Source organism: Streptomyces sp. BBFR51, assembly GCF_044591655.1.
Taxonomy (GTDB): domain Bacteria; phylum Actinomycetota; class Actinomycetes; order Streptomycetales; family Streptomycetaceae; genus Streptomyces.
Genome location: NZ_CP172448.1, coordinates 1,078,312 through 1,098,417 on the forward strand (window position 1 = coordinate 1,078,312; position 20,106 = coordinate 1,098,417).

Below are 20,106 nucleotides of genomic sequence, written 5' to 3' on the forward strand. Positions count from 1 at the left end.
GAGGTCGTTGTGTCCTTTCGCCCCGCGATGTCCAGCGCGTCGCTCGTCACGGCCTCACTGACCGCACTGGCCGTACTCGCGCTGGGCGCCTGCGACTCGGGTTCGGACACCGGGTCGGCGGCCGCCGCCGGGCCTTCGGTGATCGCTCCGGGCAAGCCGGGCGAGGGCAACCGGACACTCTCCGCCGAGGACGCCGAGAATCAGCGCGCCGACGACGACTCCCCCAACTCGGCGGACGTCTCCTACGCGCGCATGATGATCCAGCACCACGCCCAGGCACTGAAGATGACCGAACTGGTGCCGGAGCAGGCCGAGTCCGGCCAGATCAAGAAGCTGGCCGAACGGATCTCGGCGGCGCAGGGACCGGAGATCGAGGCCATGAAGGGCTGGCTGAAGACCAACGGCGAGAAGGTGACGGGCGGCGGACACGATCACGCGACGATGCCGGGGATGGCCACCGAGGCACAGCTGAAGAACCTGCGCGCGGCGCGGGGCAAGGCCTTCGACCAGCTCTTCCTGACGCTGATGATCACTCACCACGAAGGCGCGATCGCCATGGCCACGGACGTGAAGTCCGAGGGCAACAACGTGCGGGTCGAGGAGATGGCCGACGACGTCGTCGCCCAGCAGACCAGCGAGATCTCACGGATGCGCGGCATGCTGTGACGGCGCGACGGGTCCTTCGGGCGCGGCTCAGCGGCGCGCGCGACGGGGCGCCAGGAATCCCTCGTCGCGCGCCTGGCCGATCAGCCTGAGCGACCTGCGCCGGCCGTGCCCGGTCGCGCGCATCACCGCGAGGACCGGGTCGCCGCCCTCCTCCCGGGCCGCCCGGTACTCCCGGGCGACGAGCCTGCGCTCCTCCCTCCCGCGCGGCCACGCCGGACGGGCCCGCCGCGACGCGGCCGCTCCCGCCCGCGCGGGGGCCGGCACGCAGGCCTCGAAGAGCGGCGCCTCCAGCCATTCGGCGAGCACGGCCAGATCGTCGAGGGACAGCGGCGGTTCGGCCCGTACGTCCTCGACCCGCACGTCCTGACCGGACAGCACGGCGAGCGCGTCCACCCGGGCGCCGTCGGCGAAGGCCAGCCGGACGTCGAACCACGAGGCCGTGGCACCGCCCTCGCTCACCACCCAGGTGTGCCGCACGGACATCTCACCGTCGTCCGGACAGCGGTCGGAAAGCTGAAGAGAACGATCAACGAAGGATGCTTCGAGCACATACGCAACGTAACCGAATGATCACATTCCATACGAACGGAACACGCTTCGTTCACCGGGCGCGGCACCCTGTCAGCGGAGCGGAGTACGCCGGGCCGTGCGGCACGCGCTCGTCGGTCAGGCGCCGCCGAGGACGGCGGCCTGACGGGCGGCGGCGGCCAGCAGGGCGTCGAGCAGCCCGGGGAAGAGGGCGTCCAGATCGCCCCTGCGCAGGCCGTTCATCTTGGCCGTGCCCCGGTAGGCCTGCCGGATCACCCCGCTCTCGCGCAGGACCCGGAAGTGGTACGTGGTCGTGGACTTGGTGACCGGCAGGTCGAAGTGCGAGCAGGAGAAGAGTTCGTCGCTGTCGGCGGCGAGGTCCCGCACGATCCGCAGCCGCACCGGATCGGAGAGCGCGTGCAGCACGCCCTCGAGCCGGATCTCCCCGCGCGTCGGGTGCGGCAGCTCGCGGGTGCCGGCGGCAGTGGCGGCGGGGGGCACGGCGACTCCAGTTCGTCCGGGGGTCCCACCGGTCAGGAGGGGCCCTTCATTGTACGAAGGACGCCGTAGTTTGACACTCGACGTACTACGAGAGATACCGTACGAGTCGCCCGACCCGCCGCGACCCCGGGGAGCAGCCCTCCATGAGCGCCCTTTTCCAGCCTCTCGACCTGCGTGACACCACGATCCCGAACCGGGTCTGGATGCCGCCGATGTGCCAGTACTCCGCCGCGCCGCAGGGCCCTGCGACCGGTGTGCCCGGCGACTGGCACTTCGCGCACTACGGCGCACGCGCGGCGGGCGGCGCCGGCCTGATCGTCGTGGAGGCCACCGGCGTGTCGCCCGAGGGCCGCATCTCCCCGCAGGACCTCGGGCTGTGGAACGACACGCAGACCGAGGCGTTCCGCCGGATCACGGGCTTCCTCCGGTCCCGGGGCACGATCCCGGCGATCCAGCTGGCCCATGCCGGCCGCAAGGCGTCGACCGCGCAGCCGTGGAAGGGCGGGGCTCCGGTGAGACCGGACGCGTACGGCTGGCAGCCGCTGGCCCCGAGCGCGCTGGCGTTCGACGAGCGACACCCCGTGCCGACCGAGCTGACGGCCCCGCAGATACAGCAGGTCGTCGGACAGTTCGCCGACGCCGCGCGCCGGGCCCTCGCCGCCGGTTTCGAGATCGCCGAGATCCACGGCGCCCACGGCTACCTGATCCACGAGTTCCTGTCGCCGCACTCCAACCAGCGCACCGACGCCTACGGCGGCTCGTACGAGAACCGCACCAGGTTCGCCCTGGAGGTCGTCGACGCGGTACGGGAGGTGTGGCCCGAGGACAAGCCGCTGTTCTTCCGCGTCTCGGCGACCGACTGGCTGGAGGAGGGCGGCTGGACGCCGGACGACACCGTCCGTTTCGCCCGCGACCTCCAGGCCCACGGCATCGACCTCCTCGACGTCTCCACCGGCGGCAACGTCCCGCGCGTCCGGATCCCCACCGGGCCCGGCTACCAGGTCCCGTTCGCCGCGCGGGTGAAGGCCGGGACCACGCTGCCGGTGGCCGCCGTCGGCCTGATCACCGACGTCGAGCAGGCCGAGAAGATCCTGGCCAACGGGGAGGCCGACGCGGTACTGCTGGGCCGCGAGCTGCTGCGCAACCCGTCCTGGGCCCAGCACGCGGCGCGCGAGCTCGGCGCGGACGTCCGGATGCCGGACCAGTACGGCTGGGGCATGTGAGGCAGCGGGGTTTCGCGCGAGGCGTTGACTAGAAAGCGCTTACCCCCTACGGTCCGTTCATCAGCATGACCGTCGCGAGCGCCGCGGCCCGCCCATACCCCACATGTGCTCCCGGCGCGCTCGTGATTCTGGTCAGCATGACGCACAACGTTCACGTACATGTTCCGTTCCACCCCCACTCCCTATGGAAGGGATCAGAACATGACCGCTGCGACACGCCCTCGCGCCCAACGGCGCGCGGTGACGGGCGCGCTGGCCGCGCTCGGCCTCTCGGTTGGCATGCTCATGACCTCCGGAGCCGGCTCGGCGCACGCCGCCACCTGGCCCACCCCGAACGGCAGTGAAGGCGTCTCCTCCACCATCTCGGTCTCCGGCACCAAGGACTACGGGATGAAGCGCCTGTACGGCACCGGCGACCTGGGCTCCGGCGGCCAGGACGAGGACCAGGGCCCGATCCTGGAACTGGCCCCCGGCGCCGTCCTCAAGAACGTGATCATCGGTGCTCCGGCCGCGGACGGCGTCCACTGCAAGGGCAGCTGCACACTGCAGAACGTCTGGTGGGAGGACGTCGGCGAGGACGCGGCGACCTTCCGGGGCTCCTCGTCGTCGAACGTCTACACCGTCTCGGGCGGTGGCGCGAAGGAGGCGAGTGACAAGGTCTTCCAGTTCAACGGGGCCGGCACGCTGAACGTCTCGGGCTTCGCCGTCAAGAACTTCGGCACCTTCGTCCGCTCCTGCGGCAACTGCTCGACGCAGTACAAGCGGACGATCAACCTCAGCGGCATCGAGGTGAACTGGAAGGGCGGCAGGATCGCCGGCATCAACACCAACTACGGCGACAGCGCGACCCTGCGAGGCATCACGATCGTCGGGGACAGCAGCAAGAAGATCGTCCCGTGCCAGAAGTACATCGGCAACGACGACGGCGACGAGCCGGACTCGAACGGCTCGGGCGCCGACGGCACGTACTGCAAGTACTCCTCGTCCGACCTCACCTACAAGTGACGCGTCAGGTCCGGGTGCCGGGCGCCCGGACCTGACCGGACTGCTCCCGCTGGTAGCGCGCGTAGGCGTCCCGCAGGGCCGCCCCCGGCCAGTCGGGCGGGAGCAGTTCCGCGGGCAGCACCGGGTCGGCGAGCAGGTGGCGTACGACGGCCGCGAAGGCGGTGAGGCGGTCGGCCGGACGCCGGGCCCGGTCGACATGGGCGAGCAGGGCCCGCGCCCCGTCGGACCAGTCGCCCAGCGGCCACAGGCGCGCGGCAAGTTCGCGGGCCGGGGCCCCGGGGCGGGAGAAGAGTCGCTCGGCCACCCGGTCCAGCTCGGCGGGCAGCGGGCGGCCCAGGTTGGCGGGGCGCAGCCAGACCCCCTCGCGGAGTTCGCCGAGGCGCAGGGCGGTCAGCCGGGTGCGCAGCTCGGCGCGGGCGGCGGGACCGCGCCCCGTCGCGGTGATCACGAGCATCTCCCAGTCGCCGTCCCACGCGCGCGTGTGCGGACGCAGGGCCTCGTCCTGGCGCCGTTGGCGTTCCAGAAGGCGCTCGCTGAGCCGGTAGCCGGTGTCCGTGCGCCTGAGGTCCCCGGCGGCCGCCATCCGGCTGAGCGCCGCGCGCACCGTGGAGGCACCGACGTCGAAGACCTCCACGAGCCGTACCAGTTCCCGCGCCGGCAGTTCGGGGGGATGCGTGCCGAGCAGCAGGCTCAGGACCACCGACCGCGCGGACAGCGGACGCAGCGTCAGCCCGCCGGGGGCCTGGGAGCCGGTCATCCGCGCGGGCTCGTGTCGTGCGTCCACATGAGCACGTACTGTACGTGCGCCCACCCTGTTGCACTATTGCTGCGGCCGTCGAGAGAGTGCAACACTCGAGGCATGACGACACTCGCGCAGGAGCCGCAGGAGCCGCAGGAGCCGCAGGAGCCGTTCGGGGACTCCGGGGAGCCCGCGGGGCACCCGGAGGGGTACGCCACGCACGACGTCGCCAACCAGCCCTCTCCCCTGGCCCCGTACGACGCCTCCGAGGACCCGGTCCTGCTGGAGGGCGTGCGGCGGGAGGGCGCCGGGTGGGCCGAGGACGGCCTGCGGCGGCTGGGCCGGCGGGCGGGGAGCGCCGAGGCCCAGGAGTGGGGCGATCTTGCGAACCGCCACGAGCCCGTGCTGCGCACGCACGACCGGTACGGCAACCGGGTCGACGAGGTCGAGTACCACCCGAGCTGGCACCACCTGATGCGGGTGGCGGTCGGTGAGGGGCTGGCCGGCGCGCCCTGGGCCGACGACCGGCCGGGCGCCCATGTCGCGCGGACGGCGGGAGGACTCGTCTGGGGGCACACCGAGGCGGGCCACGGGTGCCCGACCTCGATGACCTATGCGGCCGTTCCGGCGTTGCGTGCCCAGCCCGAGCTGGCGAAGGTCTACGAGCCGCTGCTGACCGCGCGGGAGTACGAACCGGGGCTGCGGACGCCCGCCGAGAAGCGCGGCCTGCTGGCCGGGATGGGGATGACCGAGAAGCAGGGCGGCTCGGACGTCCGCACGAACACCACGGCGGCCACCCCGACCGCCGAGCCGGGCGTCTACACGCTGCGCGGGCACAAGTGGTTCACGTCGGCGCCGATGTGCGACGTGTTCCTGGTGCTGGCTCAGGCCCCCGGCGGACTGTCCTGCTTCCTGGTGCCCAGGGTGCTGCCCGACGGCAGCCGCAACACCTTCCGCATCCAGCGGTTGAAGGACAAGCTCGGCAACCGGTCCAACGCCTCGTCCGAGCCCGAGTTCGACGGGACGGTGGCCTGGCTGGTCGGGCCCGAGGGACAGGGCGTCAAGACGATCATCGAGATGGTCAACTGCACCCGGCTGGACTGTGTGATGTCCTCGGCGACGCTGATGCGCAAGACGCTCGTCGAGGCCGGGCATCACGTGCGCCACCGCAGCGCGTTCGGCGCCCGGCTGGTCGACCAGCCCCTGATGCGCAATGTCCTGGCCGACCTCGCGCTGGAGTCCGAGGCCGCGACCACGCTCACCCTGCGGCTCGCCGGCGCGGCCGACCGTGCCGCGCGCGGGGACGCCGGGGAGGCGGCGTTCCGGCGGATCGCCACCGCCGTCGGCAAGTACTGGGTGACCAAGCGGGGGCCCGCCTTCACCGCGGAGGCCCTGGAGTGCCTGGGCGGCAACGGCTACGTGGAGGAGTCGGGCATGCCCCGCCACTACCGCGAGGCCCCGCTGCTGTCGATCTGGGAGGGCTCGGGGAACGTCAACGCCCTCGACGTGCTGCGGGCGCTGGGCCGCTCACCCGCTTCCGCGCACGCCCTCTTCGACGAACTCGCCCTCGCAGGCGGTGCGGACGCCCGGCTGGACGCGGCGGTGGCCCGGCTGGAGGCGGGACTCACGGAGGCGTCCGAGACCGGTGCCCGCCGGCTGGTGGAGCTGATGGCCCTCACCCTCCAGGCCTCCCTCCTGGTCCGGCACGCCCCGCCCGCCGTCGCCGACGCGTTCTGCGCGACCCGGCTCGGGGGCGACTGGGGGCACGCCTTCGGCACGCTGCCGGACTCGGCCGACCTCGGCGGCATCCTGGCGCGGGCCCTGCCGGGCGAGGGCTGAGCGGGCGGCGCCGAGACACCTCGCCGGACCCGACACCACCGACCTGACCTGCGGCGACACCCTCTCCAGGGGTGACTGTCAGTGGCTGGGTGCAGACTGGCCCGTGTCCGAGACAAAGGCGTCGACGAGGACGCCGCGGAGGTGATCGGCATGACCGAGGTACTGCTCGCCGTGGGCACCCGCAAGGGCCTGTTCATCGGGCGCCGGCGGGGTGGCACCTGGGAGTTCGACGAGAGTCCGTACTTCAACGCACAGGCGGTCTACTCGGTCGCCCTCGACACCCGCGGCGACACCCCGCGGCTGCTGGCCGGCGGCGACAGCGCGCACTGGGGCCCGTCGGTGTTCCACTCCGACGACCTGGGCCGGACCTGGACCGAGCCGAGCGCACCCGCCGTCAAGTTCCCCAAGGAGACCGGCGCTTCGCTGGAGCGGGTGTGGCAGCTGCACCCGGCCGCCGCCGAGCCGGACGTGGTGTACGCGGGCACCGAACCGGCCGCGCTGTACCGCTCGGAGGACCGCGGTGAGAGCTTCGAGCTGGTCCGCCCGCTGTGGGAGCACCCCACCCGGTCGAAGTGGGTGCCGGGCGGTGGCGGCGAGGGGCTGCACACGGTGCTCACCGACCGGCGGGACGCGAAGTCGGTGACGGTCGCCGTCTCGACCGCGGGCGTGTTCCGCACCGCCGACGGCGGCGCGAGCTGGTCGCCGTCGAACTCGGGTGTCTCCGCCGTCTTCCTGCCGGACCCGAACCCGGAGTTCGGCCAGTGCGTGCACAAGGTCGCGCGCGACGCGGCCACCCCGGACCGCCTGTACCTCCAGAACCACTGGGGGGTGTACCGCAGCGACGACGCCGGCGCGCACTGGACCGACATCGGCGAGGGCCTGCCCTCCACCTTCGGTTTCGCGGTGGCGGCCCATCCGCACCGCGGCGACACGGCGTACGTCTTCCCGATCAACGCCGACGCCGACCGGGTGCCGGCGGACCACCGATGTCGGGTCTTCCGTACGGCGGACGCGGGCAAGAGCTGGGAGCCGCTCTCGGCGGGCCTGCCCCAGGAGGACCACTACGGCACGGTGCTGCGCGACGCGCTGTCCACGGACGACGCGGAACAGGCGGGCGTGTACTTCGGCAACCGCAACGGCGAGGTGTTCGCGTCGGCCGACGACGGCGACAGCTGGCGGCAGTTGGCCTCCCATCTGCCGGACGTGCTCTGTGTGCGGGCCGCGGTCCTCGCATGAACCGGACCGGGGGGACCGGCCTTGGCCACCGGTTGATGGGCGTCACCCGTACGGCAGTAGGGTGACGCCCGTGGCACCACGACCCTTGAATGAAATCGTCGAAGCGGGCTGGGCGAAGGCCCTCGAACCCGTCGCCGGGCGGATCACCTCGATGGGTGAGTTCCTGCGCGCGGAGATCGCCGCCGGACGCACCTACCTCCCGGCCGGGGCGAACGTCCTGAGAGCCTTCCAGCAGCCCTTCGACGACGTCCGGGTCCTGATCGTCGGACAGGACCCGTATCCGGCCCCGGGGCAGCCCAGAACAAGGTCTGGCTCCAGATCGTCCAGATCGCCCGCGCCCTCCTGGCCTGGATGCCCATGCTCGCCCTCACCGGCAAGGCCCGACTCTGGGAACCCCGCCGCCTGCGGTTTCCCCCTGTTCTCCGCAGCCGCCTAGCTCGTCACCACCGGAAGACGCCGGGTTCTCCGCCTGGCCCAGCACTGGCCCTGGACCAGCGCCCCCTCGAACGGCTCACACTCCTACCCAACCCCGGCTGACCAGCAGCCTTCCACCGTCCCGACGACACGGTCACCCGTCCCCGGACAGTGGAACCAGGCTCCCACCCGACATGACACTCGGGCCACTGGTATGCCCGCTTTCAGCCGCAGAAAGCGAACGGTCCACCGACTTCGTCGGCGGACCGTCATGCAAGATCGAAGCTAAGACCGTGTCCTACGTGGTGAGGCGGATAAGTCGCTTGTAGCAGCTCAGGGCGGCGGAGAGTCCGAGACAGGCCAGGTAGTTGCGGGGACCGCCTTCGTAGCGGGGGCCGAGCCGACGGTAGCCAGACAGCCACGACATGGTGCGCTCGATGACCGATCGTCATCGTTCGCTGGACTCGATGCCTTTGCGGGCGATGCGGACGCTGATGCGCTTGCCGCGGAGCCACCTGCGCAGGTCAACCGCTCGTAGCCTTTGTCCGCATACAGGCGCTGTGGCTTGAAGTACCGGCCTCGGTAGGGGTCGTGTCCCGTTTGGCGACCCTCCACCACCGGCTTCACTCCATCGCTGTCGTGGGTGTTGCCGGCTGAGACGCCGACGAGAAGACGCAGTCCGTTTGCGTGCGACAGGACGTGCAACTTGGAACCCGGCTTCCCGCGGTCCACGGGACTCGGACCTGGGTGTCCGCCCCCGTTACCTTTTCGTGGCTCCGCAATGGGGTCCCCGGTACTGGGTCCGGCATGGCTTGCACCCCTTGTCGATCATGATCGAAGAAAACGTGGTGTCACCGGACCGGGAGGCATTGGCACCACCGCTGATCAGGGGCCTGACCTCTTCATCCGCACTCTCTGGGATGGACAGTCTTCGTAACGTGGATGCCGGCACGCTGATGCCACAGTGGAGGCGGGGAAGGGTGTCTGCTGGGGAGGGTGAGTGAGCGACGAGGGTGGGATCGATGTCTACCTCGGTCTGGACGTCGGCAAGGGCAAGCATCACGGGACGGCTCTGACTCCGGCGGGCAAGAAGGTGTTCGCCAACCCGCCGCCCAACAGTGAACCGCGGCTGCGTGAGCTGTTCGAGAAGCTCCAGTCCAGGCACGGAACGGTGCTGGTCGTGGTAGACCGGCCGGCCTCGATCGGGGCTCTGCCGCTGGCCGTCGCGCGGGATGCCGGCTGTCGTGTCGCCTATCTGCCGGGACTGACGCTGCGGCGGATCGCCGACCTCTACCCCGGTGAGTCCAAGACCGACGCCCGGGACGCTGCGGTCCTCGCCGATGCCGCCCGCACCATGCCGCACACTCTGCGGGACCTGGCACCGGACGACGAGACCGTCGTCGAGCCGAACATGATCGTGGGCTTCGACGATGACCTGGCCGGCGAGGTCACCCGTACCAAGAACCGTCTGCGCGGGCTGCTGACCCAGATCCATCCCTCGCTCGAACGGATCCTGGGTTCCCGACTGGATCACCCGGCCGTCCTGTTCCTGCTCGAACGACACAGATCCCCAGCACAGTTGCGGAAAGCCGGCAGACGACGGCTGATATCCATGCTGCGGCCCAAGGCACCGCGCATGGCAGAACGGCTCGTCGCAGACATCTTCGACGCGCTCGATGAACAGGCCGTCGTCGTGCCGACGCTGCGGCGCTGATCGTCCCCAGTCTGGCCGCCTCGCTCACCGCAGTGCTCGATCAGCGCCGACTCCTCGCCGCCAGGATCGAGCAACTGCTGGAGACACACCCTCTTTCCCAGGTCCTGACCCCGATGCCCGGCATCGGGGTCAGGACCGCAGCCCGCATCCTGATCGACGTCGGTGACGGCAGCGGCTTCGCCACCGCAGGCCACCTCGCTGCCTACGCCGGCCTGGCACCCGCCACCCGCCGATCCGGCTCCTCGATCCGAGGCGAGCACCCGGCCCGGCGAGGCGACAGACAGCTCAAACGAGCCTTCTACCCAGCCGCCTTCGCTTCACTGTCCCAGCCCGACTCCCGGGCCTACTACGACAAGAAACGACGCGAGGGAAAACACCACGTCGCCGCGATCGTCTGCCTGGCCCGATGCCGCATCGACGTCCTCTTCGCCATGCGCCGCGACGGCACCTTCTACGAACCGTCCAAGATCAAGACCGCTTGACAAAAGCCATCGGGGCACTCTTTGGCCCGGCCGTGGGCGGTGTCGAGGACGACGCGGTTGACGTCGATGAGGCCAGCCTCGTCGAGTTGGTGCAACACGGCCCCGTGCAGCCGGCCCCGGACACCGGCTCTGGACCAGATGAGGAACCGGCGGTGGGCGGTCGACTTCGATATACCGAAGCACGGCGGCAGAGCACGCCAGGCGCGGCCGCTGACCAGCACGTAGATGATCGCGGCGAATAGCGTCTCATCAGGCGTGTCCTGCATTCCCCCGCCCTGCGGCCGCACCTTTGACGGCGGGGTCAACGGCTTCGCGATCTCAACCCGCCCCGAACAGTCCAACTCCACGTTCCCCGTCCCATGCCGAGCTCAACGACGCCTCACCGCATAGGACACGGTCTAACTGTCGGTGTGCAGGACGATAGTGAGGTTGATCCACTTGCAGGTGGAATAGATCCTGATATGTCGAATCGCTTTGGTGCGGATGGCCGGGACCCATCAAGGAGCCCGGCCACCCTGTCGCGCCGGACAGAGCCGACGGACGATCCGTTACCCGGCCACCCTGGTGACGCCCTTGTTGAGCAGGAGAGCGGCTAGACCGGAGGCGCTTCCGGCCTTCTTGACCTCCGCGTCGTCGAGTTCCACCGAGTACATCTTTGTGAGGGCGAGGCTCAGTTCGACGATAGCCAGGGAATCGAACTCGAGAACCTCGAAGCTGGTCTCGACGGTCGCGTCGGAGGGGGCCTCGAAGTGCGCGACCAGGTGATCGAGGATCTGCTGCTCCAGCTGACTGGTGGTCAAGCTCATGGTGGGCGTACTCCTTAGGGTGTACCGGTTCAGAGGGGCGTGATGTCGGGCCAGGTGAGAGCAACAGAGGCCCACGTGAGGCCGCCGCCGAAGGCGGCCAGGAGGACACGGTCGCCCGGTGCGAATCGGCCCTGTTCGGCGGCGTGGGCGAGCGCGAGGGGGATAGAGGCCGCGGAGGTGTTGCCGACTCGGTCGACGTTGATGACGGCCCGCTTGGCGGGGATGTCGAGGTGATCGGCGAGGGCGGTGAGGATACGGACGTTCGCCTGGTGGCCTACGAGGTGGTCGACGTCGGCGGTGATCCAGCCAGTACGGGCGAGGACCCGGCGAGCGGACTCGCTCATCCGCAGGACGGCCTGCCGGAAGACGGCCCGGCCCTCCATCTGGAAGTAGCGGTCGGCCTCGGGGGGGTCTTCCGCAGTCGTGGGTCGGCGCGAGCCGCCGGCAGGGATGCGGATGAGGTCCTTCTGACCGCCGTCAGAGCCTAGGTCGGTGGCCAGCAGGGTGCCGGGACGGCTGGCACGGGCGTCCTGACGGGCCGTGAGGACGAGCGCCCCCGCGCCGTCGCCGAAGATGACGCGCGTGGTGCGGTCCTGGGGGTTGAGGATGGTCGAGTACGTCTCGGCCCCCACCACGAGGACGTTCGTGGCCTGTCCGGCCACGATGTGTGCGTGGGCGGTGGCCAGGGCGTACAGGAACCCGGAACACACGGCGGAGATGTCGTACGCGGCGACTGGACCGAGCCCGAGGCGGGAGGCGACATCGGGGGCGGTGGCCGGGCAGGGGTGGTCGGGGGTCGTGGTGGCGAGAATCAGCAGGTCGATGTCGTCGGGGGAGAGACCGCCGGACTTGACAGCGCGGGCGCCCGCTTCGGCGGCGAGGTCGCCGGTGGCGGTGCCGGGTGTGGCCCAGTGCCGGGTGCGGATGCCGGTGCGGCTCTCGATCCACTCGGGGCTGGTGTCGAGCAAGGCGGAGAGTTCTTCGTTGGTGACCCGGCGCGGGGGAAGGAAGGAACCGAGACCTATCACTGCGGAATGCATGCCGTACTCCTCACACCCGCTCGGTGACCGGAGAGGTTCGACGCGGGACTCCACGCCGCCGCACAGGCGAGGAAGGCGTCGTTGTCCTCGGGGGAACCGACCGACACCCGGACGCCCTCGCCGTCGTACGTCCGCACGGCGATGCCCGCGTCCGTGCAATGGCCGCCGAAGCCAGCCGCGTCCTCGCCGAGCGGGAGCCAGACGAAGTTGCTGTGGTTGTCGGGGACCTTGAGGCCGCCCGCCAGGAGCGCCTCGCGGATGCGGGTGCGTTCGGCCACGGTGGCGTCCACTCGTTCGCGCAGCTGGTCCTCCAGATCGAGGGCGGCGAGGCCCGCCACCTGGGCCACGGCGCTGACCGAATAGGCGAGACGGACCTTGGCGAGCGTGTCGACGATGTCCTGCGAGCCGATCAGATAGCCGACGCGCAGCGCGGCGAGCCCGTACGCCTTGGAGAACGTCCGGGTGACGACCAGGTTGGGGTACGTGCGGAGCAGGCTGAGGCCGCTGCAGGTGTCCGGGGTCCGGACGTACTCGTAGTAGGCCTCGTCCAGGACAACCGGACAGGTCGGTGGCACGCGGTCGAGGAACGCGCGTAGGTCGCGCTTCCCGACCACGGTGCCGGTGGGGTTGTTCGGGTTGCAGACCACGACCAGGCCGGTGTCGTCGGTGACGCGGTCCGCCATCGCCCGCAGATCGTTGTGGTACCGGTCCAGCGGCACCGCAACGGGCCGTAAACCGGCGAGCTGGGCGAGTGGTGGATACAGCTCGAACGAAAGCCACGGGAAGACGATTTCGGCACTGGGCTCGGCCACCGCCACGACCAACGCCTGGAGCAACGCCACCGATCCCGCGCCGACCAGGACGGTCTCCGGCCCCACGCCGTGGCGCCGGGCGATCGCCCGGGTGAGGTCGGTGCACTGAGGATCGGGATAACGGTGGGCGAGCGCGCCGGCCGCGCCGATCGCCTCGATCACACCAGGCAGGGGATCGTCGGGCGACTCGTTGGCGGACAGTGGCCGGGCGGGTTCCTTGTCGTAGACGCCCTCGGTAGCCCGGTAGCCCGGGAGCGAATCCAGAATGGGGCGGAATCTGGGCACGGTCACGGGCGTGCTCCTAGTTGTTGCGCGGCCTGCCGCAGAGCAAAGGCCACGTCCACGATCAGGTCCTCCTGTCCGGCCACAGCTTGGCGCCGGCCCAACTCGAAGAAGACGTCCCGCGGGTCGACGCCCTCCCGCGCCGAGACGTCTAGCACCCGGGCCTTGAACCCGGAGAACACCCCGGACAGACCGCTGACCACGCCGACGGAATCGATGGTCGGCGGTACGGGCATCAGCTCCCGGCCGGCAAGGTCGGCGGCATCAAGAAGCTTGTAGAGGTCGATGCCCGTCGAGTAGCCCATGCGCTCCAGCACGGGTACCACCACCTCGAGCTGGGTGTTGCCGGCGCCGGCTCCGAACCCGCGTGCGCAGGCGTCCACGATGGTGGCGCCGGCCTCGACGGCAGCGACCGAATTCGCCACCGCCATACCGAGGTTGTTGTGCCCGTGGAACATCACCGGCACATCCACGGCCTGCGTGATCGCGGTGATCCGCGCCGTGACGTCGGCGGGCAGGAAGTGCCCGGACGAGTCGAGGATACCGACGCCCGTGGCCCCGTACCCGACGAGGCTCGCACAGTGCTCGGCGAGTTCCCCGGGCCCTGCCATGTGGCTCATGAGCAGCACGCCGTGGGCGTCGGCGCCGCGTTCGCGCAGATGACCCAGATGGCGTTCGGCGAGGTCGCTCTCGGTGCAGTGAGTGCCGATCCGCACCACGTCCACCCCGAGGGACAGCGCCCGGTCCAGATCCTTGGCTGAGCCCCAGCCGGGGAGCATGAACACGCCCAGCTTGCTCTCCGGCAGCGCCTCCCGTACGACGGTCAGCATCTCCTCGTCGCCGAGGCGGGCTCGCCCGACCTGGAGCGAGGACGCACCCAGACCGTTCCCGTGACCGACCTCGACCACCGGGACGCGGGCTGCGTTCGCGGCGGCCGCGTACGCGCGCAGCTGATCGGCGCTCAGCTGGTGGCGGACGGCGTGGTGGCCGTCGCGCAGGGTTGGGTCGTGGATGAGGACCTTGCTCGTGACATCGTTGTTCGTGACATCGCTCATGACATTTCCGCGCCGACGGTAGACAGGCGGACTGCCGCGTACTGCTCGGCGACGCGCAGCGCGGCGGAGTTGATGATGTCGAGGTTCCCCGCGTACCGGGGGATGCGGTGGGCGGAGGCGGCCACCTCCACAGCGATGAACGCCTTGCCGTCGGTGACCGAGCAGGTCACGACGTCGTAGCCGGCGACGAAGACCCGCATCCGCTCCACGACCGGCTCGACCGCGGCACGCACCGACTCCGCGGTGAGGTCCGCGCCGAGCAGGGTGAGGGCGACACGGAATTTGACCGGCGGCTTGGCCGGGCTGAGGTTGACCATTACCTTGACGTCGCGGATGGTGCTGAACTCGCGCACCGCGTCCTGTGTCGTCTCGATGTACTCGTCGAGGTTCAGCCGGGTGGAGCGGCCAATGCTCGCGCTTGCGGCGGTGGTCACGACCTCCGCGTAATCGATGCTGTGGCGGGCGGCGACGGCGTGCAGTAGGGGGATGCCCGCCTGCCCACCACAGCTGACCATGTTGACGTTCCGGTGCGACAGCGCCTCCAAGCCGTTGACGGTCGGAATGATCATCCGGCCGACCTGGCTCGGCGTGAGGTCGACGACCAGCGAGGACAGCGGGGACAGCAGCCGGTCGTGCTCGGCGTGGGTGGACGCCGTGGTCGCGTCGAAGACGATGTCGAACGGCACGTCGCGCTCGACCAGGGTCAGGATGCCGTCGGCGGCGACAGGCAGGCCGGCCTTGGCCAGGCGACGCAGGCCCGGGGTGCTCGCGTCACGGCCCACGACCAGGCCCAGATCCAGACACTCCGAGCGTGTGATCTTGGTCGCGAGATCGGCGCCGATCAGACCAGCTCCGATCACCGCCGCGGACAATCGCCCGTTTCCATTCATGCCTGTACAGCCTTCCCATGGGGACGAGGTTGCCTAAGGGCGCTCCCGGGGGAGATCCGGCGCGGTCTCAGCGGGTGAGCGCCGCGCCGTCGACGGTGAGCGAGACCGAGCCCAGCGAACCGAACGCGGCCTTGACCGCCATACCGGGGACCAGGTCGACGGCGGCGGCCCAGGAGCCGGCGAGAACGATGTCGCCCGCGCGGATCCCCTCACCGAAAGAATCAAGGATCCGCACGAGGCAGGCCACGGACTGCGCCGGATGGCCCATCACCGCCGTACCGCGGGCGGTCTGCACACTGTTGCCTGCCTCGAACACCATCTGTTCAGCCGCCAGGTCGAGGTCCCCGGGAGGGACGCCTGGACCGAGCACAGCCAGGGCACAGGACGCATTGTCGGCGACCGTGTCCACGAGTTCGATCTCCCAGTTCGCGAACCGGCTGTCGAGGACTTCGAGTGCGGGAAGCACCACAGACGTGGCATCGAGGACGTCGCCGGCCGTAACGGAAGAGCCGGAGATGTCTGCGCCCATACGAAAGGCGAGTTCACCCTCGACCTTCGGAGCGATGAATCGGTCGGGGCTCAGGCAGGCACCGTTCGACAGCAGCATGCGGTCCGCCAGATAGCCGAAATCAGGGTGGTCGATGCCGAACATCCTCTGGATGGCCTCACTGGTGGCGCCGATCTTGTGCCCTACCAGTACCTCTCCGTCCGCGAGGTCCAGCGCGCGAATCTCGCGCTGGACCCCATAGGCATCGGCCAGGGTGAAGTGCGGGTGGCGGGTGGAGATCGACCGAACCGCCCGGCGGTCGCGGGCGGACGTCCAGAGCTCCATGGCGAGTTGCCGGTACAGGGACTGCGTGGTTGGCGATGTCATAGCAGTGGGCCGGCCGAAGGATGCCGTCGGGCTGGCCCGCCCTCCTTTCACGGTGATGTCGGACCTCAGCGCATTGCGCGCCTACACCTGCACCTGCCGCAGTTCGGATCAGCCCTCCCGCTTCGTCGCAACGAAGAGGCGGCTGCCGGGCAAGACTTGCGACAGGGATTTCACTGTAGTGAATCCCGCTGCTCGGAAGGTTTCCTGCCACTTGTGCTCACTGGGCAGGCGAATGTCCATGAAGTTGGCATGAACGTAGGTGAATAACGCACTGAATTGGCGTTCCCCTCGGCTCTGCGCGTACGACACCGCATCCGCGACGACCATGAAGCCGTTCGACGGAAGCGCCTGGTGACACCGGCGCAGGACCGCATGACACAGAGCCTCGTCCTGCAGAACATCGTGCATGGCGAAGCTCGCCAGAATGGCCTCGGCACCCTCCACGGGGGCGGCATCCTCGACCAGGGACTCGATGGACCGCTCGGCGACCTCCAGACGATCGGACACGCCGCCCCGGTCGGCAGCCTCCCGCGCCGCGGCGCACGCTGCCGGACTGACGTCGAGCGCGACGCCCTCGCGAGCTGGGTCGTCGAGCAGCAGCTGAATGAGGAGTCCCCCCGTGCCAGCTCCGAGATCCGTCACGCGCTGGGCACCGGCAGCGTTCACCTGGTCAATGATGCCGGGATAGACGGCCCGTTCGGCCATCCAGCGGGAACTGACTGCGACACGACGGCCATCGCGCCGGTGAACACGTGCGGCGGCTTCCCGGTCGGTGAGGAAGGCTCGGACGTTATCCAGGAACGGCTGGTTGGCGTTCATGGCCCACGAGACGTAACCCGCCTGGTACTTGCTCGCCGCGAAGTCCTCCGCAACCCGGTACTGCCCCGGGACATCCGTTTCGACTACGAGGCCCGCGGCCACCAGGGCCGCGACGTACTCCTCGATGCCCCGCACCGGTACGTCCGTTGCCTTGGCCAAATCGGCGACATCGAACGTGTCACCGGAGTCCAGCACCCGGTCGACGCCGAGTTCGACACCGATCTGAAGCAAAGCGGCGACCGCAGCGACATCAGCGGCCTTCTCCAGCGAAAACTGGCGACTCATGTTTTCCCTTCCGCGCTGGTGCCGGCAGCGGCCAGCGACATCGCTACCTCGACAGAACGAGTTCCAGGCGTCACCAAAAGCGCGGCCTCTTGGAGCCGGCAGGGTGCACACCCTCCGGCGTCGGACACATCGTTGCCGACACCCTCGATCATGGAAGCACGCGGTGTCGGCTCACCCTCAGGCCGGTATCACTTGAGTACTGAGTCCCCGAGCCGTTTCCGTGCGACCTCGTACGCCCCGTACGGGGCCCCACGAGAGTGGCTGCTCATCTACTGATCTTTTCGTTGTTTTCTGTGGGTGGGCTGGGTTGGTGGGTGGGAGGCCGGTGTCGTGTCGTATCAGCCTTCGTCCATGGTGTCCGGTGCGCATGTTCCTCCTTTGTCGCGGCCGCAGTTGGCGGAGGCTCGGCGTGTTCGTGCGGTCGAGTTGTTCGGGCAGGGTCTCTCGAACCCCGACGTCGCGCTGATGGTGGGGGTGCACGCGGAGAGTGCGTTGGAGCAGGGCGCCCAAACGCATGGCTTCGAGGCCGATCGGTGGACCTTGGAGCGGGTCGGCGTGGTGGTGGAGCGGTACGAGTCGGAGATCGCCCGTTGGGTTGCGCATGAGTGGCCGCGCATCAAAGGGGGGCGGTGAAGAAACGTGCCTGGATCGTGTTCCTCGACGAATCAGGCATCTCTCTGCTGCCTCAGGTCCGTCGCACTTACCCACCCCGCGGCCGCACTCCGCTCCTGCGGCACCGGCTGCACTGGAAACGCGCGTCGATGGCTGCGGCCCTGGGCTACCACGCCAGTGATCCCGACCGCGATCCCCGTCTGTGTTTCCATCTCAAGCCCGGCAGCTACGACACCGCCTCCCTGATCGAGGTACTGGAGCAGGTCAAGGTGTTCTACCGCGGTGAGCGGGTGGTGCTGGTCTGGGATGGACTGTCCGCCCACTGGAGCCGGGCGATGCGGGCCTGGGTCGCCGAACAGGACTGGCTCACCCTCGAACGATTACCGGCTTACGCTCCTGAGCTGAACCCGGTGGAACTGCTGTGGTCCTCGCTCAAGAAACGTGAACTCGCCAACCTCGCCGGCGACCACCTTGCCGATGTCGCCGACGCCACTGAGCAAGGCATCCACCGCATTGACCACAACCCACAATTGCCATGGTCCTTCCTCGCCCACACAGGCCTGACCATCCACCCACCAGACCCACGCAATCTACGAAAAGATCAGTAAGGGCTGTCCCGCAAAGATCTTGGGTCCGGGTGTGGAGCAGCCGGAAGAGCTGGCGAGGTGCTCAGCCGGTGGTTCGTGAGGTGTCCAGGGATCGGGTGAAGTCGGCGAGCGCGTGGAAGTCGTTGTCCCGTAGGCCGATCCGCGGGTTGACGTGGTGCAGGAGCCCGGCACCTTGGTGGTGGGCGGTCACGTAGGTCTGATCCAGTTCGCTCTGCTCGTCGTCCACCCAGGCGAAAGGACGGCCGCCTGCGTAGTCCACCAGCGGCCCAGTCTTGCAGTGGACTCCATCAGGGCGTTCTCGGAGTAGGGCGTCGCCGAAGTCCACGAAGGGAGTTTTGGAACGCCCAGGGCTGGTGCGATCCGCCGGTTGGCGTCGTCCATCCATGTGGTGGCCCAGCACAGCTCGAAGCCGAGCCGGAGCAGGATTCGTCCGTGCTCTGGGTTGAGCCAGACTCTCAGGGGTCGTCGGGACGAGAGGCCTCTGTCGTCCTGGCCTATTTTGTGTCGTACGCAATTGAATCGGACTATCTTCGGGACCTGATACTCACGCGATACCGGTCTGGGGATGCCCCGACACCACCTGTGTCCATGGTCGAGGGTGCCACCAACGGCACCGTACGTGACGCTGGAAGCTCCGCGAGTACGCCGGAGGGGGACAGGAAGTGGTTCTGTGATATACAGACACGCCTATGAAGTGATCACGGGTGATGTTTTTCTGTCGCTCGACGGGCTGTTCCTCGAAGGGAATGCATATCTAAAACTGGAGGGTTTGAATCCGGCCGGATCCATAAAGCTGAAGACCGCTCTAGGCCTGATCGCCGACCTGGAATCCGGCGGCTATCTGAAACCCGGATCCCGTCTCATAGAGTCATCCTCGGGCAATCTTGGCGTCTCTCTGAGTATGATATGCGCGGCCAAAGGGTACAGGTTCACCTGCGTGACCGACCCCCTAGCATCCGAACATAACCTCATTCTCATGAGAGCGGCCGGCGCCTATGTCATCCAGGTTGATGAGCGCGATGAGCGCGGCGGCTACCTGGGCACCCGAATCCGCTGCATCGAGGAACACCTTAAAGCAGACCCGGAGCTCGTCTGGACAAATCAGTACGCGAACACCGCAGGGCCGAGAGTACACGCAGACCGAACGGCACAGGAGATTTTGCGTGAATTCGATTCGGTCGATTACCTGTTTGTCGGCACCGGGACGACCGGGACGCTCATGGGGTGCCTTGACCGGTTCCGGAAACATTCACCGCACACGCGAGTCATCGCGGTCGATGCCCACGGTTCGGTCACCTTCGGCTTTCCGCCGGGCCGGCGGCACCTCCCCGGCCTGGGCACCAGCCGACGTCCACGACTGCGCGACCTCGACGAGAACCAGCCGGACGAGGTGATCCGGGTGAAAGAGGCGGACGCTATCCGAGCCTGCCGCCACCTGGCCATCGACCGGGGAATCTTCGTCGGCGCGTCCACCGGTGCCGTGGTCGCGGCGATGCTTCAACGCGAGCGGGACTTCCCGCCCGATGCGACGCTGGTCGCCGTCTCCCCCGACATGGGGGACAGGTATGCCCGAACCGTCTATGACGAAGGCTGGGTGCTGCAAAATTACGGGGCAGATGTCGCTACTGGGGTAAGTCTGCCCGACGCAGAAGTGATCCGCGACGGAAGGGTCTGAC

At 69.0% G+C, this 20,106-nt stretch carries 18 protein-coding genes and 6 pseudogenes; 11 read left to right on the top strand and 13 right to left on the bottom strand.

The annotated features are described in order from the left end of the window. The first annotated feature begins 9 nt into the window (after positions 1 to 9). Positions 10 to 666: a DUF305 domain-containing protein gene (locus ACGH7X_RS04985; protein WP_399882019.1), complete on the top strand. Its 657-nt coding sequence runs from the start codon at positions 10 to 12 to the stop codon at positions 664 to 666. A 27-nt stretch (positions 667 to 693) separates the two neighbouring features. Here ACGH7X_RS04985 and ACGH7X_RS04990 read toward each other — a convergent pair whose 3' ends face one another. Next, positions 694 to 1,149: a DUF6214 family protein gene (locus ACGH7X_RS04990; protein ID WP_399882021.1), complete on the bottom strand. Its 456-nt coding sequence runs from the start codon at positions 1,147 to 1,149 to the stop codon at positions 694 to 696. 183 nt (positions 1,150 to 1,332) lie between these two features. Then, on the bottom strand, positions 1,333 to 1,695 hold the full coding sequence (locus ACGH7X_RS04995) for a helix-turn-helix domain-containing protein (protein ID WP_399882023.1): 363 nt from the start codon (positions 1,693 to 1,695) through the stop codon (positions 1,333 to 1,335). 143 nt (positions 1,696 to 1,838) lie between these two features. On the opposite strand from ACGH7X_RS04995, the gene ACGH7X_RS05000 reads away from it, so the two are divergent. Both ACGH7X_RS05000 and ACGH7X_RS05005 read left to right on the top strand, forming a co-directional pair. Beyond that, complete coding sequence (locus ACGH7X_RS05000) at positions 1,839 to 2,918, top strand: NADH:flavin oxidoreductase/NADH oxidase (RefSeq protein ID WP_399882025.1); 1,080 nt, start codon at positions 1,839 to 1,841, stop codon at positions 2,916 to 2,918. A 201-nt stretch (positions 2,919 to 3,119) separates the two neighbouring features. Continuing rightward, on the top strand, positions 3,120 to 3,923 hold the full coding sequence (locus ACGH7X_RS05005) for a pectate lyase (RefSeq protein WP_399882027.1): 804 nt from the start codon (positions 3,120 to 3,122) through the stop codon (positions 3,921 to 3,923). 4 nt (positions 3,924 to 3,927) lie between these two features. Here the strand turns inward: ACGH7X_RS05005 and ACGH7X_RS05010 are convergent, their stop codons facing one another. After that, complete coding sequence (locus ACGH7X_RS05010; protein WP_399896794.1) at positions 3,928 to 4,680, bottom strand: PaaX family transcriptional regulator C-terminal domain-containing protein; 753 nt, start codon at positions 4,678 to 4,680, stop codon at positions 3,928 to 3,930. Between the two features lie 102 nt (positions 4,681 to 4,782). Here ACGH7X_RS05010 and ACGH7X_RS05015 point away from each other — a divergent pair, with 102 nt between their 5' ends. From ACGH7X_RS05015 to ACGH7X_RS05030, 4 genes and pseudogenes are all read left to right on the top strand, one after another. Then, entirely contained in the window at positions 4,783 to 6,501 is a 1,719-nt protein-coding gene (locus ACGH7X_RS05015; protein WP_399882029.1) for an acyl-CoA dehydrogenase family protein, read from the top strand. A gap of 81 nt (positions 6,502 to 6,582) precedes the next feature. Next, complete coding sequence (locus ACGH7X_RS05020; RefSeq protein ID WP_399882031.1) at positions 6,583 to 7,737, top strand: WD40/YVTN/BNR-like repeat-containing protein; 1,155 nt, start codon at positions 6,583 to 6,585, stop codon at positions 7,735 to 7,737. A gap of 70 nt (positions 7,738 to 7,807) precedes the next feature. After that, positions 7,808 to 8,029: pseudogene (locus tag ACGH7X_RS05025) on the top strand (uracil-DNA glycosylase); the annotation flags it as partial. 2 nt (positions 8,030 to 8,031) lie between these two features. Next, a pseudogene (locus ACGH7X_RS05030) lies at positions 8,032 to 8,274 on the top strand (transposase); the annotation flags it as partial. 175 nt (positions 8,275 to 8,449) lie between these two features. Here ACGH7X_RS05030 and ACGH7X_RS05035 read toward each other — a convergent pair. Further along, positions 8,450 to 8,916, bottom strand: a pseudogene (locus tag ACGH7X_RS05035) (transposase); the annotation flags it as partial. A 235-nt stretch (positions 8,917 to 9,151) separates the two neighbouring features. Here ACGH7X_RS05035 and ACGH7X_RS05040 point away from each other — a divergent pair. Then, positions 9,152 to 10,347 (top strand): annotated as a pseudogene (locus tag ACGH7X_RS05040) (IS110 family transposase). A 17-nt stretch (positions 10,348 to 10,364) separates the two neighbouring features. Here ACGH7X_RS05040 and ACGH7X_RS05045 read toward each other — a convergent pair. The 8 genes and pseudogenes from ACGH7X_RS05045 to ACGH7X_RS05080 all read right to left on the bottom strand — a co-directional run. Then, positions 10,365 to 10,708, bottom strand: a pseudogene (locus tag ACGH7X_RS05045) (transposase); the annotation flags it as partial. Between the two features lie 187 nt (positions 10,709 to 10,895). Further along, positions 10,896 to 11,153: an acyl carrier protein gene (locus tag ACGH7X_RS05050; RefSeq protein WP_399882033.1), complete on the bottom strand. Its 258-nt coding sequence runs from the start codon at positions 11,151 to 11,153 to the stop codon at positions 10,896 to 10,898. 29 nt (positions 11,154 to 11,182) lie between these two features. Beyond that, positions 11,183 to 12,193: a beta-ketoacyl-ACP synthase III gene (locus ACGH7X_RS05055; protein WP_399882035.1), complete on the bottom strand. Its 1,011-nt coding sequence runs from the start codon at positions 12,191 to 12,193 to the stop codon at positions 11,183 to 11,185. Further along, positions 12,178 to 13,296, bottom strand: coding sequence for a histidinol-phosphate transaminase (locus ACGH7X_RS05060; RefSeq protein WP_399882037.1), 1,119 nt, complete (start codon positions 13,294 to 13,296; stop codon positions 12,178 to 12,180). Before ACGH7X_RS05060 ends, ACGH7X_RS05055 begins: the two co-directional genes overlap by 16 nt. Next, entirely contained in the window at positions 13,293 to 14,342 is a 1,050-nt protein-coding gene (gene dmpG / locus ACGH7X_RS05065) for a 4-hydroxy-2-oxovalerate aldolase (protein ID WP_399882039.1), read from the bottom strand. The genes ACGH7X_RS05060 and dmpG overlap by 4 nt, the downstream gene beginning before the upstream one ends. Then, complete coding sequence (locus tag ACGH7X_RS05070; protein ID WP_399882041.1) at positions 14,339 to 15,232, bottom strand: acetylating acetaldehyde dehydrogenase; 894 nt, start codon at positions 15,230 to 15,232, stop codon at positions 14,339 to 14,341. Before ACGH7X_RS05070 ends, dmpG begins: the two co-directional genes overlap by 4 nt. A 67-nt stretch (positions 15,233 to 15,299) precedes the next feature. Next, a complete protein-coding gene (locus tag ACGH7X_RS05075; protein ID WP_399882043.1) occupies positions 15,300 to 16,064 on the bottom strand; it encodes a 2-keto-4-pentenoate hydratase in 765 nt (254 codons plus the stop codon). A 150-nt stretch (positions 16,065 to 16,214) separates the two neighbouring features. Next, positions 16,215 to 17,210: a class I SAM-dependent methyltransferase gene (locus ACGH7X_RS05080; protein WP_399882045.1), complete on the bottom strand. Its 996-nt coding sequence runs from the start codon at positions 17,208 to 17,210 to the stop codon at positions 16,215 to 16,217. Between the two features lie 351 nt (positions 17,211 to 17,561). Between ACGH7X_RS05080 and ACGH7X_RS05085 the strand changes: the two genes are divergently transcribed. After that, positions 17,562 to 17,843: a hypothetical protein gene (locus ACGH7X_RS05085; protein WP_399882047.1), complete on the top strand. Its 282-nt coding sequence runs from the start codon at positions 17,562 to 17,564 to the stop codon at positions 17,841 to 17,843. Further along, a complete protein-coding gene (locus ACGH7X_RS05090) occupies positions 17,840 to 18,430 on the top strand; it encodes a transposase (RefSeq protein WP_399882049.1) in 591 nt (196 codons plus the stop codon). The genes ACGH7X_RS05085 and ACGH7X_RS05090 overlap by 4 nt, the downstream gene beginning before the upstream one ends. A gap of 61 nt (positions 18,431 to 18,491) precedes the next feature. On the opposite strand, the pseudogene ACGH7X_RS05095 reads toward ACGH7X_RS05090, so the two are convergent. Then, positions 18,492 to 18,919 (bottom strand): annotated as a pseudogene (locus tag ACGH7X_RS05095) (hypothetical protein); the annotation flags it as partial. A gap of 181 nt (positions 18,920 to 19,100) precedes the next feature. On the opposite strand from ACGH7X_RS05095, the gene sbnA reads away from it, so the two are divergent. Next, positions 19,101 to 20,105, top strand: a complete 1,005-nt coding sequence (gene sbnA, locus ACGH7X_RS05100) for a 2,3-diaminopropionate biosynthesis protein SbnA (protein ID WP_399882051.1) — start codon at positions 19,101 to 19,103, stop codon at positions 20,103 to 20,105. The last annotated feature ends 1 nt before the right edge of the window (position 20,106 follow it).